13 protein-coding genes and 1 riboswitch are annotated in these 17258 nt (G+C 73.6%); of the genes, 3 read left to right on the forward strand and 10 right to left on the reverse strand.

Translation table 11 applies throughout. From position 1 onward, the window contains the following. The first annotated feature begins 55 nt into the window (after window positions 1–55). Window positions 56–790 (forward strand): ZIP family metal transporter, encoded by a 735-nt coding sequence (locus A6P39_RS31570; RefSeq protein WP_067048765.1) that lies wholly within the window; start codon window positions 56–58, stop codon window positions 788–790. 206 nt (window positions 791–996) lie between these two features. On the opposite strand, the gene cobI is transcribed toward A6P39_RS31570, so the two are convergent. From cobI to A6P39_RS31620, 10 genes are all read right to left on the reverse strand, one after another. Then, on the reverse strand, window positions 997–1746 hold the full coding sequence (cobI, locus tag A6P39_RS31575; protein ID WP_067048992.1) for a precorrin-2 C(20)-methyltransferase: 750 nt from the start codon (window positions 1744–1746) through the stop codon (window positions 997–999). Then, on the reverse strand, window positions 1743–3089 hold the full coding sequence (locus A6P39_RS31580; RefSeq protein WP_199840859.1) for a cobyrinate a,c-diamide synthase: 1347 nt from the start codon (window positions 3087–3089) through the stop codon (window positions 1743–1745). Before A6P39_RS31580 ends, cobI begins: the two co-directional genes overlap by 4 nt. Beyond that, the gene (gene cobO, locus A6P39_RS31585; RefSeq protein WP_067048767.1) at window positions 3089–3688 is read right to left on the reverse strand and encodes a cob(I)yrinic acid a,c-diamide adenosyltransferase; all 600 of its coding nucleotides are present in this window, start codon (window positions 3686–3688) and stop codon (window positions 3089–3091) included. The genes A6P39_RS31580 and cobO overlap by 1 nt, the downstream gene beginning before the upstream one ends. Further along, complete coding sequence (locus A6P39_RS31590; RefSeq protein ID WP_067048770.1) at window positions 3688–5691, reverse strand: putative cobaltochelatase; 2004 nt, start codon at window positions 5689–5691, stop codon at window positions 3688–3690. Before A6P39_RS31590 ends, cobO begins: the two co-directional genes overlap by 1 nt. After that, window positions 5688–9341, reverse strand: coding sequence for a cobaltochelatase subunit CobN (cobN, locus tag A6P39_RS31595; RefSeq protein ID WP_067048773.1), 3654 nt, complete (start codon window positions 9339–9341; stop codon window positions 5688–5690). Before cobN ends, A6P39_RS31590 begins: the two co-directional genes overlap by 4 nt. Next, window positions 9338–10882 carry a cobyric acid synthase gene (locus A6P39_RS31600; protein ID WP_067048776.1) on the reverse strand — a complete coding sequence of 515 codons (1545 nt, stop codon included), beginning with the start codon at window positions 10880–10882 and terminating at the stop codon, window positions 9338–9340. Before A6P39_RS31600 ends, cobN begins: the two co-directional genes overlap by 4 nt. Next, entirely contained in the window at window positions 10879–11841 is a 963-nt protein-coding gene (locus A6P39_RS31605; RefSeq protein WP_067048779.1) for a cobalamin biosynthesis protein, read from the reverse strand. The genes A6P39_RS31600 and A6P39_RS31605 overlap by 4 nt, the downstream gene beginning before the upstream one ends. 101 nt (window positions 11842–11942) lie before the next feature. Beyond that, window positions 11943–12085: riboswitch (cobalamin riboswitch) on the reverse strand. A 199-nt stretch (window positions 12086–12284) separates the two neighbouring features. After that, complete coding sequence (locus A6P39_RS31610) at window positions 12285–12512, reverse strand: hypothetical protein (protein ID WP_067048782.1); 228 nt, start codon at window positions 12510–12512, stop codon at window positions 12285–12287. 34 nt (window positions 12513–12546) lie between these two features. Further along, complete coding sequence (locus A6P39_RS31615; protein ID WP_067048785.1) at window positions 12547–13818, reverse strand: inorganic phosphate transporter; 1272 nt, start codon at window positions 13816–13818, stop codon at window positions 12547–12549. A 164-nt stretch (window positions 13819–13982) separates the two neighbouring features. Beyond that, a complete protein-coding gene (locus A6P39_RS31620; RefSeq protein WP_067048788.1) occupies window positions 13983–14738 on the reverse strand; it encodes a lysozyme in 756 nt (251 codons plus the stop codon). 269 nt (window positions 14739–15007) lie between these two features. Here A6P39_RS31620 and A6P39_RS31625 point away from each other — a divergent pair, with 269 nt between their 5' ends. Then, window positions 15008–15691 (forward strand): class II aldolase/adducin family protein, encoded by a 684-nt coding sequence (locus tag A6P39_RS31625; RefSeq protein WP_067048791.1) that lies wholly within the window; start codon window positions 15008–15010, stop codon window positions 15689–15691. A 167-nt stretch (window positions 15692–15858) separates the two neighbouring features. Continuing rightward, window positions 15859–16986, forward strand: a complete 1128-nt coding sequence (locus A6P39_RS31630) for an alpha/beta hydrolase (RefSeq protein WP_067048793.1) — start codon at window positions 15859–15861, stop codon at window positions 16984–16986. The last annotated feature ends 272 nt before the right edge of the window (window positions 16987–17258 follow it).

The following is a 17258-nucleotide window of genomic DNA, read 5'->3' on the forward strand; positions in this document are numbered from 1 at the left end:
GATATGGGAGGTGCCGGATGTGCGCGAAGGTGCCTCCATCGGATAGCAAGTGCTTATGGCGGTCTTCGTCGCGCTCGGCGCGTTCCTGATGACGCTGGCCGGCGGCTGGACGGCACAGCGCGTGACCGACCGTCGGCACCTGGTCCTGGGCCTGGCCGGCGGTCTGATGCTGGGCGTGGTCGGCCTGGACCTGCTGCCGGAGGCGCTGCACGCCGCCGACCGCGAGATCTTCGGCGTACCCGCCGCCCTGCTGCTGTTCGTGGCCGGCTTTCTGCTGGCCCATCTGGTGGAACGCACGCTGGCCGCACGCCAGGCCGCCCACGGCGGCGACGAGGGTCAGGGCCACCGGGCGCCCGAGGTGGGCTTGGCGGCGGCCGGCGCGATGGTGGGGCACAGCGCCATGGACGGCGTCGCGATCGGCGCGGCCTTCCAGGTGGGCGGCGGCATGGGTGCCGCCGTCGCGCTCGCCGTGATCGCCCATGACTTCGCCGACGGCTTCAACACCTTCACGATCACGAGCCTGTACGGAAACGCCCGCCGCCGGGCCGTGGCGATGCTGGTGGCCGACGCCTGCGCACCGCTGCTGGGCGCGCTGTCGACGGCCTTCGTCCACATCCCCGAACCGGTGCTCGGCGGCTACCTGGGCCTCTTCGGCGGCGTACTGCTCTACCTCGCCGCCGCCGAGATCCTGCCCGAGGCCCACCACGAGCACCCCGCACGCTCCACCCTGCTGTGCACGGTGGCCGGCGCGGCCTTCATCTGGCTGGTGGTCGGCATCTCCGGCGGCTGACCCGACGGCACGGTCACCTGGCCGGCTGGCCGTACGACTGCCCGTACGACTGGCCGGACCGCTGGCAAGGCCGCCGACCGGACGGCCCACGAGACTGCCGGCCGGTGGTTCGGCCGGGTCGCAGACGTGACCGCCGATGAGGCCGCCGACGTGACCGCCGACCGGATCGCCGACGTGACCGCCAGCCGACTGCCCGGCCGCATGGTTCACAGCTTCCCGCCCCGCCCGCCGTCGCGGCGCGGTGGCGCGATCAGCGTCGACAGATACGGCAACGGCGCCCCGTCCAGCTCGGCGGCCGGCCGCACGGACTCCTCCGGCAGGCCCAGCGCCGACCCCCACACGGCGTCCCCGAGCCGCCCGGTCTGCGCGAGTGCCTCGGCGACCTCGGCGGCCTGCCGCCCGAACTTGTACGCGACCACGGTCCCCGGCCCGGCCAGCGCGTCCTTGAGCACCGCCGAACCCGCCGTCACCGGCACCAGCGTCAGCGGCTCGGTGCCCTCGGTCAGCACGGCACCGGAGCGCGCCGCGAGATCCTGCATCGCGGTGATCCCGGGCACGGTCTCCACGACGACGCCCGGCACCAGCTCCATGATGGTCTGCGCGAGATACGTGAACGTCGAGTACACATTGGGATCGCCGATGGTGGCGAAGGCGACGGACCGGTGCCGCCTCAGCAGCTCGGCGACGCGGTCGCCCGCCGCGTCCCAGGCCGCCTCCCTGCGCGCCCGGTCGGTCCGCTCGTTCAGCGCGAACACCACGCGGACGACCTTCTCCTCGGGCACGTAGTGCAGCACGGTCGCCTCGGCCCGTCCCGGCTCACCGCCGTCCTTTCCGTCGGACGCAGCCATCACCGGTACGACGACGACGTCGGCGCCGCGCAGTGCGTTGACCCCCTTGACGGTCACCAGTTCCGGATCGCCGGGGCCGACCCCGATTCCGATCAGCCTGCTGCTCATGACGTCCGGCACCTCTCCACGAACCGACGGGCGACACCGGGCCGGGACGCCCAGTGCGTGTGCAGATAACTCGCGTGCACGCCCTGCTGTACGAAACCTTCCACCCGCCGCACCGGTGCGCGCACACCCCAGGCGGGAGCGGCGCCGGCGCCGGGCTCGACGACCGTGCGATGGAACTCGTGGCCCCGCATCCGAGTCCCGGCGACGGCCAGCACACTGTCCCCGACGGCAACGGCGTCCCGGTAGCCGAGGGTGAGCCGCCCGGTCATCCGGGCGGTGGCATCCAGCACCCCGCACATGGGCTGCCCGTCCAACTCCCGGCAGAGATAGAGCAGCCCGGCGCACTCGGCGGCCACGGGCGCGCCGGAGAGCGCGAGTTCGGCGACGGCCTTGCGCAGCGGCTCGTTGCCGGACAGCTCGGCGGCGTACACCTCGGGGAAGCCGCCGCCGATCACCAACCCGGAGGTTCCCTCGGGCAGTTGCTCGTCGCGGAGCGGATCGAAGGCGGCGACCTCGGCGCCGGCGGCGGCGAGCAGCTCGGTGTGCTCGGCGTAGGAGAAGGTGAAGGCGGGACCACCGGCCACGGCCACCACCTGACGCCGGTCTGTCGTGCTGACGGGCGGTTCCCAGGGGGCGCAGGTCAACGCGCCGGCGCCGCGCGCCAGTGCCCACAGGGCTTCCAGATCACAGCCCTGCCCGACCTGCGCGGCCATGGCCGCCACCGCGTCCGCGGCGTCGCTGCGCCGTTCGGCGACCGGCACGAGTCCGAGATGCCGCGAGGGCGTGTCCACCTGCGGGGACCTGCGCAGCACTCCCAGGACCGGCACCCCGGCCGAATCCAGCGCCTCCCGCAGCAGTTCCTCGTGCCGACCGGAGCCGACCTTGTTCAGGATCACGCCCCCGACCCGCACCTCGGGATCCCAGGAGGCGAAGCCGTGCACCAGCGCGGCCACCGACCGCGACTGCGACGACGCGTCGACCACCAGCACCACCGGCGCCCGCAGGAGCTTGGCGACATGGGCGGTGGAGGCCAGCTCGCCTTCCCCCGCCGCCCCGTCGTACAGGCCCATCACCCCCTCGACCACGGCCAGGTCGCAGCCGCGCGCCCCGTGCAGGAACAGCGGAGCGACCAGCTCCGGCCCGCACAGGTACGCGTCGAGGTTGCGCCCCGCCCGCCCGGTCGCGAGCGTGTGGTACCCGGGGTCGATGTAGTCCGGCCCGACCTTGTGCGGGGACACGACGAGCCCCCGCGCGGCGAACGCGGCCATCAGCCCCGTGGCCACGGTGGTCTTGCCGCTGCCCGACGAGGGCGCGGCGATGACCAGCCGTGGCACCGACGACATCACCACTCGATGCCCTTCTGGCCCTTCTGCCCCACGTCCATGGGGTGCTTGACCTTGGACATGTCGGTCACCAGATCCGCGAAGTCCACCAGCTTCTCCGGCGCGTTCCGCCCGGTGATCACCACGTGCTGGGTGCCCGGCCGGCCGCGCAGCACCTCGATCACCTCGTCGGTGTCGATCCAGCCCCAGTGCATCGGGTAGGCGAACTCGTCCAGTACGTACAGCCGGTACGTCTCGGCCGCCAGGTCCCGCTTGACCTGCTCCCAGCCCTCCCGGGCCTTCTCCTCGTTGTCCATCTGGGCGTCCCGCTGGACCCACGACCAGCCCTCGCCCATCTTGTGCCAGTCGACGGTGCCGCCCTCGCCACTGGCGCCGAGCACACGCAGCGCGTTCTCCTCGCCGACCTTCCACTTCGCCGACTTGACGAACTGGAACACCCCGATGGGCCACCCCTGGTTCCAGGCGCGCAGCGCGAGCCCGAACGCGGCGGTGGACTTGCCCTTGCCGACGCCCGTGTGGACGACGACCAGCGGACGGTTCCGGCGCTGACGCGTCGTCAGCCCGTCATCGGGTACGACACTCGGCTGTCCCTGCGGCATTACGCGACCCTCCTCGACGTACCCTTCGATCCCTGCACATCCCTGACCAGCCCGGCGATCGAGTCGGCCCGCAGCTCGTCCAGCGTCACCGCCGTACCGCCCAGCTCACCCGCGAGCCGCCCGGCGAGCCCCAGCCGCACCGGCCCCGACTCGCAGTCCACGACCACCGAGGCGACGCCCTCGGCCGCGAACAGCCGAGCCGCCCGCCCGGCGAGCGCGACCGGCTCCGGACCGCCCGTGGCCCGTCCGTCGGTCACCACCACGACCAGCGCCCGCCGCGCCGGATCCCGCAGCCGCTCCACGCGCAGCACCTCGTGCGCCTTGAGCAGCCCGGCCGCGAGTGGCGTACGACCACCCGTCGGCAGTGACTCCAGCCGTACGGCGGCGGCGTCCACGGAGGACGTGGGCGGCAGCGCGACATCAGCGCCGGAGCCCCGGAAGGTCACCAGGCCCACCTTGTCCCGCCGCTGGTAGGCGTCCAGGAGCAGCGACAGCACGGCGCCCTTCACGGCGCTCATCCGCTGCCGCGCCGCCATCGACCCCGAGGCGTCCACCACGAACAGCACGAGGTTGCCCTCGCGGCCCTCCCGGGTCGCCTGCCGCAGATCGTCCCGGCGGATCACCAGCCCCGGCCCGGACCGGCCGCGCGCCCGCTGGTGCGGGGCGGCGGCCTGCACGGTCGCGGCCAGGTGCAGCTTGGTCAGCGCCCCCCGGGGCCGGCGGGACCCGGTGGTCCGCCCGTGCTCGGTGCGCGCGCGGGAACGCCGGCCCGCGGCCCCCTCACCGATGCCGGGCACGCTCAGCACCTTGGTGCGGAACGGCTCGGCGGCCCGTGCGGCCGACTGCTCGCCCGCGCCGGACGCCTGCGGCTGCCCGCCCTCACCGGCCTCGGGCTGCGCGGCGCTGCCGCCGTCACCCTGGGGGCCGCTGTCGGGCGCGGGCTGCCCGCCGCCACCGCCGGGGCCGTCGGGATCGGGGTCGTCGTCGCCCTCGCCGGAGTTCTGCTCCAGCGTCTCGTCCAGCTTGTCCTCGTCCAGACCGGGAGCGTCGAAGGGGTTACGGCGCCTGCGGTGCGGCAGCGCGAGCAGCGCGGCCTGCCGTACGTCCTCGGCGAGCACGTCCGTGCGCCCGGCCCAGGCGGCCAGCGCGGTCGCCGTACGCGCCATCACGATGTCGGCCCGCATGCCGTCCACCTCGAAGGCCGCACAGGTCGCCGCGATCTGCCGCAGCGCACCGTCGCCCAGCCGCACCTGAGGCAGCAACTCCCGCGCGGCCACGATCCGCTGCCGTACGGCGGCCTCCTCGTCCGCCCAGCGGGCGGCGAAGGCGGTGGGATCGTCGTCGTACGCGAGCCGCCGCCGTACGACCTCCACCCGCTGGTCGGGCTCGCGGGAGGCGGCCACCTCCACCGTGAGCCCGAACCGGTCCAGCAACTGCGGCCGCAGCTCGCCCTCTTCGGGGTTCATGGTGCCGACGAGCAGGAAGCGCGCCGCATGCCGCACCGAGACACCTTCGCGCTCCACGTACGAGGCGCCCATCGCCGCCGCGTCCAGCAGCAGGTCGACCAGGTGGTCGTGGAGGAGGTTCACCTCGTCGACGTAGAGGATGCCCCGGTGGGCGTCGGCCAGCAGGCCCGGCTCGAAGGCCTTCACGCCCTCGGCGAGTGCCCGCTCGATGTCGAGCGCGCCGACCAGCCGGTCCTCGGAGGCGCCGACGGGGAGTTCGACCATGCGCGAGGGCCGCTGAGTGCCGGCCCCCGGCTCGTGCGGTCCGTCCGGGCAGGACGGGTCCGGTGCCGCCGGGTCACAGGAGAACCGGCACCCGGAGACGACGGCCACCTCCGGCAGCAGCGCCGAAAGGGCCCGTACGGCCGTCGACTTGGCGGTGCCCTTCTCGCCGCGCACCAGCACACCGCCGACGGCGGGACTGACCGCGTTCAGCAGCAGGGCGAGCCGCAGATCGTCCTGGCCGACAACGGCCGTGAAAGGAAAGGGAGTCGTCACTGGTCGTCGCCCTCCAAGTCGCCTTCCAGCTCCAGATAGGTGGCACGCAGCCGCTCCAGCGTGTCCGCGTCCGGCTCCGCCCACAGGCCCCGCTCGGCCGCCTCGAGGAGCCGCTCGGTGACACCCCGCAGCGCCCATGGGTTGGACTGCTTCATGAACTCGCGGTTCTCCGGGGCGAAGACGTACTCGCTGGCCAGCTTCTCGTACATCCAGTCGTCCACCACGCCGGCCGTGGCGTCGTAGCCGAACAGGTAGTCCACGGTCGCCGCCATCTCGAAGGCGCCCTTGTAGCCGTGCCGGCGCATGGCCGCCATCCAGCGCGGGTTGACCACGCGGGCGCGGAAGACGCGGTGGGTCTCCTCGCCGAGGGTGCGGGTCCTCACCTGGTCCGGTACGGCACTGTCGCCCACGTACGCCTCGGGGTTGGCGCCGGTCAGGTGCCGGACCATCGCCACCATGCCGCCGTGGTACTGGAAGTAGTCGTCGGCGTCGACCAGGTCGTGCTCGCGGGTGTCGACGTTCTTCGCCGCCACCGCGATCCGCCGGAACGCCGTCTCCATGTCCCCGCGCGCCGCCCGCCCGTCGAGCCCGCGCCCGTAGGCGTACCCGCCCCATACCGCGTACACCTCGGCGAGGTCCGCGTCGGAGCGCCAGTTGCGGGCGTCGATCAGCGGCAGCAGACCGGCGCCGTACGCGCCCGGCTTCGAGCCGAAGACACGGGCCGTGGCGCGCCGCCGGTCGCCGTGCTGTGCCGCGTCCTCCTCCACGTGCGCCCGCACGAAGTTGGACTCGGCCGGCTCGTCCAGCTCGGCAACCGCCCGCACCGCGTCGTCGATCAGGCCGACGACGTGCGGGAACGCGTCCCGGAAGAAGCCGGAGATGCGGACCGTGACGTCGATGCGCGGCCGGCCCAGCTCCGCCAGGGGCACGATCTCGAAGCCCGTCACCCGGCGCGAGGCGTCGTCCCACACCGGGCGGCAGCCCAGCAGCGCCAGGATCTCGGCGATGTCGTCGCCCTGGGTGCGCATGGCCGACGTGCCCCAGACCGTCAGGCCGACGGACTTCGGGTACTCGCCCGTGTCCTGCAGATACCGCTGCACCAGGGAGTCGGCCAGCGACTGGCCGACCTCCCAGCTCAGCCTCGACGGGATCGCCTTGGGGTCGACCGAGTAGAAGTTGCGGCCGGTCGGCAGCACGTTCACCAGGCCGCGGGTCGGCGATCCCGAGGGACCCGCCGGGACGTAACCGCCGTCCAGGGCCCGCAGGATGTGCCCGATCTCGTCGGTGGTGCGGGCGAGCCGCGGCACGACCTCGTCGCAGGCGAACTCCAAGACGGCCACGGCATCCGGGAGTTCGATGCCGAGGGCGTCACCCAGGACCGCCGGCACGGCCGCCCGCTCCCAGTCCCGCTCCTCCATGCCCTCCGCGATCCGCCGGCACAGCTGCTCCAGCAGGTCGATCGCGTCGGACGCCGTACGGGACGGGCCTGCCGCCAGGTCCGTCAGCTCCACCGGCACCTTCACCGGCGCGCCGGGCTCGGCCAGCAACTCCTTCTCGACGAGCCCGAAATGGTCCGCCAGACACGCGCGCAGCCCCGGCAGGGCGTTCGCCTGCCCGCCCCACACCTGGGACGCCCGCAGCACGGCCAGCACCAGGTTCACACGCGGCTCGCCCACCGGGCCGCCGCCCAGGACGTGCAGGCCGTCGCGGATCTGCACGTCCTTGATCTCGCACAGGTAGCCGTCGATGTGCATGACGAACTCGTCGAACGCCTCGTCGTCCGGCTGCTCGGCCACGTGCAGGTCGTGGTGCAGCTCGGCGGCCTTGACCAGGGTCCAGATCTGGGCGCGGACGGCCGGGGCCTTGGCCGGGTCCAGGTCGGAGACGAGCGCGTACTCGTCCAGCAGCTGCTCCAGCTTGGCCAGGTCGCCGTAGGTGTCCGCACGCGCCATCGGCGGCACCAAGTGGTCGACCACCGTGGCGTGACCGCGCCGCTTGGCCTGGGTGCCCTCGCCGGGGTCGTTGACGATGAACGGGTAGATCAGGGGGAGGTCACCGAGGACGGCGTCCGGAGCGCACCCGCGCGACAGACCCAGCCCCTTGCCCGGCAGCCACTCCATCGTGCCGTGCTTGCCCATGTGCACGATCGCGTCCGCGCCGAAGCTGTTCTCCAGCCAGCGGTAGGCGGCCATGTAGTGGTGCGAGGGCGGCATGTCGGGATCGTGGTAGATCGCGATCGGGTTCTCGCCGAAGCCGCGGGGCGGCTGGATCATGACGACGACGTTCCCGAACCGGAGGGACGCCAGCACGATGTCGTCGCCGTCGACGTACAGCGAGCCCGGCGGCTCGCCCCACGCCTCCACCATGGCTCCCTTGAGGTCCGGGTCCAGCTTCTCGAACCACGCCCGGTAGTCCGCCAGCGGCACCCGCGCGGGCGCGGCGGCCAGCTGGTCCTCCGTGAGCCACTCGACGTCGTGGCCGCCGGCCTCGATCAGCCGGTGGATCAACTCGTCGCCGCCGGACGGGTATTCGGTGAGCGAGTAGCCCGCGTCGCGCAGGGCGTCCAGGACACGCACCGCCGACGCGGGCGTGTCCAGACCGACCGCGTTGCCGACGCGGGAGTGCTTCGTCGGGTACGCCGTGAAGACCAGCGCGACCTTCTTCTCCGCGTTCGGCTTGTGCTTCAACTCGGCGTGCCGCAGGGCGATCTGGGCCACCCGCGCGGCCCGCTCCGGGTCGGCCACGTACACCGGGACCTCGTCCGGGCCCTGCTCCTTGAAGGAGAACGGCACCGTGATCAGGCGGCCGTCGAACTCCGGGATCGCGACCTGCATCGCCGCGTCCATGGGGGACAGGGCGGCGTCGGAGTCCTCCCACGCGGCCTGCGAGGAGGTGAGGCACAGTCCTTGCAGCACAGGGATGTTCAGGTCGGCGAGGGCGCCGATGTCCCAGGACTCCTCGTCGCCGCCGGCCGAGGCCTGGGAGGCGTGTGTGCCGCCGGCCGCGAGCACGGTCGCCACCAGCGCGTCGGCCCTGCCCAGCAGCTCGTACAGCCCGGCGTCCGCACCGCGCAGCGAACCGCAGTACACCGGAAGGGCGTTGGCTCCCTTCGCCTCGATCGCCTCGCACAGGGTGTCCACGAAGGCGGTGTTGCCGCTCAGTTCGTGGGCCCGGTAGAAGAGCACGCCCACGGTCGGCCGGCCGTCCCGTACCGCGTACGAGCCGTGGACGCCGTACTCCGGCATCTTCCGCGGCTCCTCGAAGCCCTCGCCGGTCAGCAGCACGGTGTCCGACAGGAACCGGGACAGCTCCAGCAGGTTCGCCGGGCCGCCCTCGACCAGGTACCTCAGCGCCTCCGCGACGACACCGGCGGGCACCGACGACTCGGCCATCAGCTCCGCGTCCGGCACGGCCTCGCCGCCCAGCAGCACGGTCGGGATCCCGGCCGCCTTCAGCGCGGCGAGCCCCTCCTCCCAGGCCCGCTTGCCGCCCAGCAGCCGTACGACGGCGAGGTCCGCGCCCGCCAGCAGCGCCGGCAGCTCCTGCCCGGCGTCCACCCGGGTCGGGTTGCCGATGCGGTAGTCCGCGCCGGAGGCACGGGCCGCCAGCAGGTCCGTGTCGGCCGTGGACAACAACAACACTGTGCTCATGCGGGCGCTCCCGGTGGAATGAAAGGCAGTCCTTGCGGCGCGCCCGACTCGATGAGCCGCCAGAGCGCGTCCGTGTCCGCGTGCTGTTCGATCAGGTCGCCGAGCCGGTCGAGCTGCTCCTCGCGCAGCGCGGCGAAGGAGGTGTCCGGCGCGGGCACGAAACGGCGGCCCGCGGCAGCGGCCACCTCGCGCAGGAAGGCCCGGCGGAAGCCGTCCGACTCCAGGGAGCCGTGCCAGTGCGTGCCCCAGGTGTGGCCGGCCCGGCAGCCGTCCAGGAACGCCTCACCGCCCTCTACGGAGGCGACCCCGTGGTGGATCTCGTACCCCTCGACCCGCTCCCCGAGGGCCTCCCCCCGCGGCCGGGTCAGGGTCTTCTCGCGGGCGAACCGCACCCGTACGGGCAGCAGCCCGAGACCGGGGACCGCGCCGGCCCGCGACTCGACCTCGTCGTCGATGTGCTCGCCGAGGATCTGGAAGCCGCCGCAGACGCCGAGGATCGGGCGTCCTTCGGTGGCCCTTGCGACGAGCGCCTCGGCCAGCCCGCGCTCCCGCAGCCACTCCAGCGCCCGTACGGTCCCGCGCGTGCCCGGGACCACCACCAGGTCGGCGTCCGCCAGCTCCTCCGGGCGGTCCACGAACCGCACCACGACGCCCGGTTCGGCGGCGAGCGCGTCCACGTCCGTGAAGTTGGACATCAGCGGGATCGCGCACACGGCGACCCGCAGTACGTCCTCACCGACGGGCGGAGTCACGGCCGACTCGCGGACCGTGCCGCGCAGCGAGACCCTCCCCCACGCTCGGCTTCGCTCGCGCGGGGGGACCCCCATCCCGTCCTCCTCGTCGATGCCGAGCCCGTGCCGGAACGGCAGGACACCGTAGGTGCGCCGCCCGGTGAGGCCCTGGAGCATCTCCAACCCGGGCTCCAGCAGGGAGACATCGCCCCGGAACTTGTTCACCAGGAACCCGGCGACCAGCTCCTGGTCCTCGGGCGAGAGCAGGGCGACCGTGCCGAAGAAGGAGGCGAAGACACCCCCGCGGTCGATGTCGCCGACCACGAGCACGGGCAGCCGCGCGTTCCGCGCGATCCCCATGTTCACGATGTCGGTCCGGCGCAGATTGATCTCGGCCGGGCTGCCCGCGCCCTCACAGATCACCGCGTCATACGTGCCCCGCAACTCGGCCAGGCAGTCCAGCACCGTGCCGAGCAGCCGCTGCTGCCGGCCGCCGTGGTAGCCGCGTGCGCTCAGCTCGCCCACCGGCTTGCCCAGCAGCACCACCTGGCTGCTCTGTTCGCCGCCCGGCTTGAGCAGCACCGGGTTCATCAGCGCGGTCGGCTCGATCCGGCACGCCTGGGCCTGCATGGCCTGGGCCCGGCCGATCTCCGCGCCCTCGCGGGTCACGAAGGAGTTGAGCGACATGTTCTGCGCCTTGAACGGCGCCACCTTCACGCCCTGGCGCACCAGCCACCGGCAGATCCCGGCCGTCACGACGCTCTTGCCGGCGTCGGAGGTGGTGCCGGCGACGAGGAGTCCCCCGTTCACTTCCCACGTCCCTTCGGGCTCTTGACGCTGCTGATGATCAGGCGCGCGGCGACCGTGGTGCCGAGCGCGAGCAGGCCGACGCGGCGGGAGAGCCGCACCGCCCGGTCGATGTCGGTGACCTGGACGGCCCGGCCCGTGTCGCCGCCCAGTACGGGCCGGTGCTCGACGCGGCCGCCGTAGGAGAGCGTGCCGCCCAGGCGCACGCCGAGCGCGCCCGCGAAGGAGGCCTCCACGGGCCCGGCGTTGGGGCTCGGGTGCTTGCGGGCGTCGGCCTTCCAGGCGCGCAGGGCGCCGCGCGGGTCGGGTCCGGCCACGGCGGCGAGTACGGCGGTCAGCCGGGCCCCCGGCCAGCCGGCCACGTCGTCGAGGCGGGCGGAGGCCCAGCCGTAGCGGCGGTGGCGCGGGGACTTGTGGCCGACCATCGCGTCCAGGGTGTTGACCGCCCGGAAGCCCAGCAGCCCGGGCACCCCGGCCACCGCGCCCCACACCAGGGCGCCCACGACGGCGTCGGAGGTGTTCTCGGCGACCGACTCGACCACGGCCCGGGCGATCCCGTCGGCGTCCAGCGCCTGCGGGTCCCGGCCGCACAGGTGCGGCAGCCGCGCCCGCGCCGCCTCGACGTCCCCGGCCGCGAGCGCCCGCCCGATGGTGCGCGCCTCCCGGGCGAGCGAGGTGCCGCCGACGACGGCCCAGACGGCTGTGGCGGTCAGTGCCGCGGAAGCGGTGGGCGAGGGGCGCACGGCGCGTGCGGCGACCGTGCCCAGCGCGACGGCGCCGCCCGCGCACACGACGGTGTGCAGGGCGCCCCAGCCGCGGTGGTCGTGCCACAACGCGCCTTCCAGGGCTCCGGCCGCGCGCCCGAACACGGCGACCGGGTGCCCGCGGCGCGGATCGCCGAGAAGCAGGTCGCCGAGAAGGCCGGCGGCGGCGCCGTACGCGTAGGAGCGATCGGCACCCATCGGCTCAGCCGGCCGTGGGAGCGGGAGCGGGCCTGGTACGGGTCCTTCGGCAGCAGCCGGGCATGGCGATCGATGTCCTCACTCAGGGTGTCCGCGCCCTGGTTCGACGAGATTCGGCGGTGAGAGTTCCTGGCTCCCGGGGGGTTCTTCCCCGGTGACAGTGGCGGGACCGCGCCGGATTCGCACCGGCTTCCTCTCTTGCCGCCGTACATGGCCCGGGCAGTCCACCACGTGCCCGGAACGGCCGTCAACCTGCCCTTGACCTGCAGGGGGAGAGTGTGCCGATCCCCACATCGCGGGGCGCCCGCGGCCCTTGGGCACGGCGAAGGCTCCCCTTCCGCGAGGAGCGGAGGGGGAGCCTTGGCGATGCCGGGTTCGCGGCGCCCCGGCCGGGTCACGCGGACGCTCGGGTCTGCGCGACGACGGCCAGGCCGCCGAGACGGTCAGGACTTGGAGACGATCAGGTAGATGCCGTACGCCACCGCCGCCGCGCAGGCCGCGAAGCAGACGTAGGCGCCGGTGACGGCGAGGGCGGCGGAGTCGCCCTCGGCCGCGGCCCGCTCGCGCCGGGTCAGGCCCCTGACGCCGAGGGTGAACAGGACCACGAGGCCCACCGTGGCCAGGAGGCTGACGCCGAAGACGGAGCCGATGGCCGCCCAGTCGATCTTCATGGGAATGCTTCCTTGTAACCGGAGAGGGTGCGGGTCAGACGGTGGCGGCCGGAGGCGTGGCCGAGGCGGCGGAAGCCGTGGACTCGGCGGCGGCCGGGACGGCGGCCGGGGCGGCGATGGTGGCCGTCAGGCCGTCGCCGATCGCACCCGCCGGCGGCGGGGTCACCGCGGCGATGGCGGTGGTCACCACGCCGGCCGGCTCATCGGCCGCGGCGACGACGTTGGTGTGGTCGACGACCTCGCGGCGGGAGAGCTTCCAGATCGCGGCGCTCGCGGCGATCAGGAAGACGGCGACCACGGCCGTGCCCCAGTCACCGAGGCCGGTGACGGACTCGGCGCCCGCGCCGACCAGCGCGGCGGCCGGGAGGGTGAGGACCCAGGCGATGGCCATACGGGTCGCGGTGGACCAGCGGACCACGCCGCCCTTGCGGCCGACGCCCGTGCCCATCACCGCGCCGGAGACGACGTGCGTGGTGGACAGGGAGAAGCCCAGGTGGGAGGAGGCCAGGATGGCGGTGGCGGCGCTGGTCTGGGCGGCGAAGCCCTGGCGCGGCTCCAGGTCGGTCAGGCCCGTGCCCATGGTGCGGATGATGCGCCAGCCGCCGATGTAGGTGCCGAGCGCGATGGCCAGGCCCGCGGAGAGGATGACCCAGGTGGGAGGGTTCGAGCCGGGAGAGACGGCGCCGCCCGCGACCAGCGCGAGGGTGATGATGCCCATCGTCTTCTGGGCGTCGTTGGTGCCGTGGGCGAGGGAGACCAGGCCGGCGGAGGCGATCTGGCCGACGCGGTAGCCCTTGCGGGAGGCCTCGCCCTCGGTCCTGCCGCCGAGGCCGTAGGACAGCCGGGTGGACAGCATGGCCGCGACGCCCGCGACGACCGGCGCGGCGACCGCCGGGAGCAGCACCTTGGTCACCAGCACGTCCCCGTGCACGGCACCGAAGCCGGCGGAGGCGACCGTGGCGCCGATCAGGCCGCCCATCAGGGCGTGCGAGGAACTGGACGGCAGGCCCACCAGCCAGGTCAGCAGGTTCCAGAGGATCGCGCCGACCAGCGCGGCGAAGATGACCTCGGGACGAATGCCCTTTTCGTCGACGAGACCTTTGGAGATCGTGTTGGCGACCTCCACGGAGAGGAAGGCGCCCACCAGGTTCAGGACGGCCGACATGGCAACTGCGATCTTGGGCTTCAGGGCGCCTGTCGAGATGGTGGTGGCCATCGCGTTGGCGGTGTCGTGGAAACCGTTCGTGAAATCAAACGCGAGTGCGGTTACCACCACAATCGCGAGGATCAGCGAGAAGCTTTCCATTTACCCAGGCAATCGTTCGAGGTCGTTGGGAGGTTGAACGTAGGCAACCTGGGTGAACGGAAGGTGAACTGGGGCGGGCTTGGGGGTGTCCGGAGAGGGTTGGCGGGATTCCGCTTGGCGTCGGTGTGATCCCGTTCGGTGCGCGCACCCCGGGCGCCCCTTGGCTACTTGCCCCGCGCGAAGCTCCGCAGCCGGCCGGCCGGGCCGTTGAAGAGATTCTGGTCACCCGGCAGGCCGCCCCGGATGTCGTACTGCCAGAACGTCCAGTACCGCCAGCCGCCCGGCAGCGGCCCCGGGCTCGAGTCGCCGTGCCGGGCGATCCACAGCGGGTTTCCGGAGGAGAACGCACGGCTGTTGCCGGTGCAGAGCTTCCACCACTGGCTCGTCGTGTAGATCACCGGGCGGCGGCCGGTCTCCTTCCTGACCTCGTCGCTGAAGGACCGGATCCAGCGGACCATCCGCTTCTTGCTCAGCCCGTAGCACTTGCGCTTCTTGTTGTACGGGTTGTACTCGACGTCGAGCGCGGGCGGCAGCGTCCAGCCGTCGGCCTGCCAGTCCCCGCCGTGCTGGACGAAGTACTTGGCCTGCCGGGCGCCGGAGGACTCGTCCGGCAGCGCGAAGTGGTACGCGCCCCGCACCAGGCCCGCCCCGCGCGCGCCGTCGTACTGCTCGGAGAAATAGGGGTTGCGGTACCCCGTGGACTCGGTCGCCTTGACGTAGACGAACCGCGCGCCCTTCGAGCGGGCGGCGGCCCAGTCGACGTGCTGCTGGTGCGACGAGACGTCGTGCCCCCGCAGAGATCCCGAAGCCAGTTCCGGGGGGCCGGCCGCCGCGGTCGCGGTGCCCGCGAGGACGAGCGCCGCCGTCGCCGCCGTGAGGACACCGGCGCGGCGACGGAGAAGGGTGCGTTCACTGGCCATGCGTCTCCCCGGGTCGGCGGACGCGGGGCGTCCGGCGAGCAAGAGGGATCATTCAAGGCCGGATGATCACCGAATTGGCGTCTCTTTACGGCGATTCGTGGCGACTTACGCCCATTCGGAGGGCGCTTCGGAGGGTCCTTCGGGGCTGCCCCGGGACTGCTTCGGGAGGCTGCTGCGGATGCCGCTCCGGAACCGCGCGGGCGCGCCCTGCCCGCGCCGCGCCTGGCGGCCCCCCGCCCCCGGCGGCCGCCACCTGGCAGGATCGCGGCATGGCTGAACAGCGGTGGGACGCGGAGCAGGGACGGTCGCCGGCGGAACTGGAACAGGCCTGGGCGGCAGTGGTCGCGACGGCGCGGCGCAGCGTAGCCGACGCGCTGGTGGTCGGCACCTCTGGCAATGTCTCGGCACGCGTCGGGGACGTCGTACTGGTCACCCCCTCGGGTGTCCCCTACGACCGGCTCGCCCCGGACGACCTCACCGGCGTCGACCTCAGCGGCCACCAGGTGCTGGGCACCCTCGTGCCGACCAGCGAGCTGCCCATGCACCTCGCCGTCTACCGCGCCACCGACGCCCGTGCGGTCGTCCACACCCACGCCGTGCACGCCACCGCGGTCTCCACCCTGGTGCCCGAACTCCCACCGGTCCACTACATGACCGCTGCCCTCGGCGGCCCCGTCCGCGTCGCCCCCTACGCCACCTACGGCACCGAGGAACTGGCCGCGAACATGCTCCGCGCCCTCACCGGCCGCTCCGGCTGCCTGCTGCAGAACCACGGCACGATCACCTACGGCGCCACCCTCGACCAGGCCTACGACCGCACCGCCCAGCTGGAGTGGATGTGCCGCCTGTGGCTGGCGGCCGCCAGTGTGCCGGGCCTGACCCCGTCCCTGCTGACCGAGGCCCAACTGGCACAGGCGGGGGAGCGGTTGCGGGGGTACGGGCAGCGGAAGTGACCGCGGCCGCTCCCCGAGTCCCTTCCTCATCTCCCTTCCTCATCCTTTCCCTCCGGTGGTGCCGAGCCCTCCTCCGGTGGTGCCGAGCCGGCCCGTACCACCACGCCCTTCACCCGGCCACCTCCGCTCCGCTGGCCGGGGGAGGCGGCCCCGACGACACTGGACAGGTGCGCCCAGTCAAAGCGACCGCCACCGCAGTCACCGCGGTCCTGGCGGCCGGCGCGGCATCCGTCGCCGCAGGCCGGCTCGCCAGCGACGCCGCGCTCAAGGCACCCGCGGGCCGCCCGCTGCCCACCGAACCCCGCCTGACCGTGCACGGCACCGCCGCCGGCCGGATCACGCTCACCCGAGCCCTCGCCGCCCTGCGCCCCGGCAGCTACGGTCTCGCCGGGGACGGCGTCCACGCGGTCGTCGGCCCCGTCCTGGACGCTGCCCCGCACAGCGCCGACGCCGTCGTACGGCGCCTGGAACGCGTCACGCACGGCACCCTCCGCCCCGGCGACGCGGTGTGGCTCACCCCGAACCTGTACGTCGGCAACCCGCGCACCGCGCTCGGCCTCGACCACGCCGACATCGACGTGCCCGGCGAACTGGGCGCCCTGCCCGCCTGGTTCGTGCCCGGCGCCCGGGACACCTGGCTGATCGCCGTGCACGGGCTCGGCGCCACCCGGGAACAGGCCATGAACCTCATGGCCCCCCTGCACACCCGCCGGGTGCCGGTCCTCGCGCTCGCCTACCGCGGCGACCTCGGCGCCCCGCGCCCGCCCGACGGGCTGAACCACCTCGGCGAGACCGAGTGGCGGGACGTGGACGCGGCGATCCGCTACGCCGTCCGCCACGGCGCCCGCCGGGTCGTCCTGCTCGGCTGGTCCACCGGCGCCACGATGGCCCTGCGCGCCGCCGAGCACTCCCCGGTGCGCGAGCACATCGCCGGGCTGGTCCTCGACTCGCCCGTGCTGAGCTGGGAGGCCACGCTGCGGGCCCTCGCCCGGGCCCGGCACACCCCGCCGCCGCTGCTGCCGCTCGCGGTGCGCGCCGCCCAGGGCCGGACCGGCCTGTACGCCGATAAGGCCGCCGAGCCCACCGACCCGGACCTGCTCACCGTGCCGACCCTGATCTTCCACGGCCCGGACGACCAGGTGGCCCCCTGGGAGTACTCCCGCCGCCTCGCCGCCCGCCGCCCGGATCTGGTCGCCCTGCACACCGTGGCCGGGGCCCCGCACGCGGCGATGTGGAACGCCGACCCGCAGGGGTACCAGGAACGGCTGCGCCGCTTCATGACCCCGCTGGTCTGAGCGCGCCCCGGGCTCGCCCCGGACCCGGTCAGGGCCCGTCCCGTCCCCTCCGGCGTGCGCCGGGCATCCCGGTGCCGCGCATTCCGTTTAAGGCCGTACGACTGGCCTGATCCCCCCTTCCCGCCCCGCGCCGGACCCCGTGCGTTGGCCAGCCCCGTCGCCCGCCGTGACATTCCGTTTGGGTTTTCGGACCGTCAACCGGAAGACTGCACCCGTGACGTCCCGTATCCCGCGCGACTCCAGGCTTCGACTCGTCCGACCGCGACCCCTGG

Source organism: Streptomyces sp. FXJ1.172, from assembly GCF_001636945.3.
Classification (GTDB): domain Bacteria; phylum Actinomycetota; class Actinomycetes; order Streptomycetales; family Streptomycetaceae; genus Streptomyces.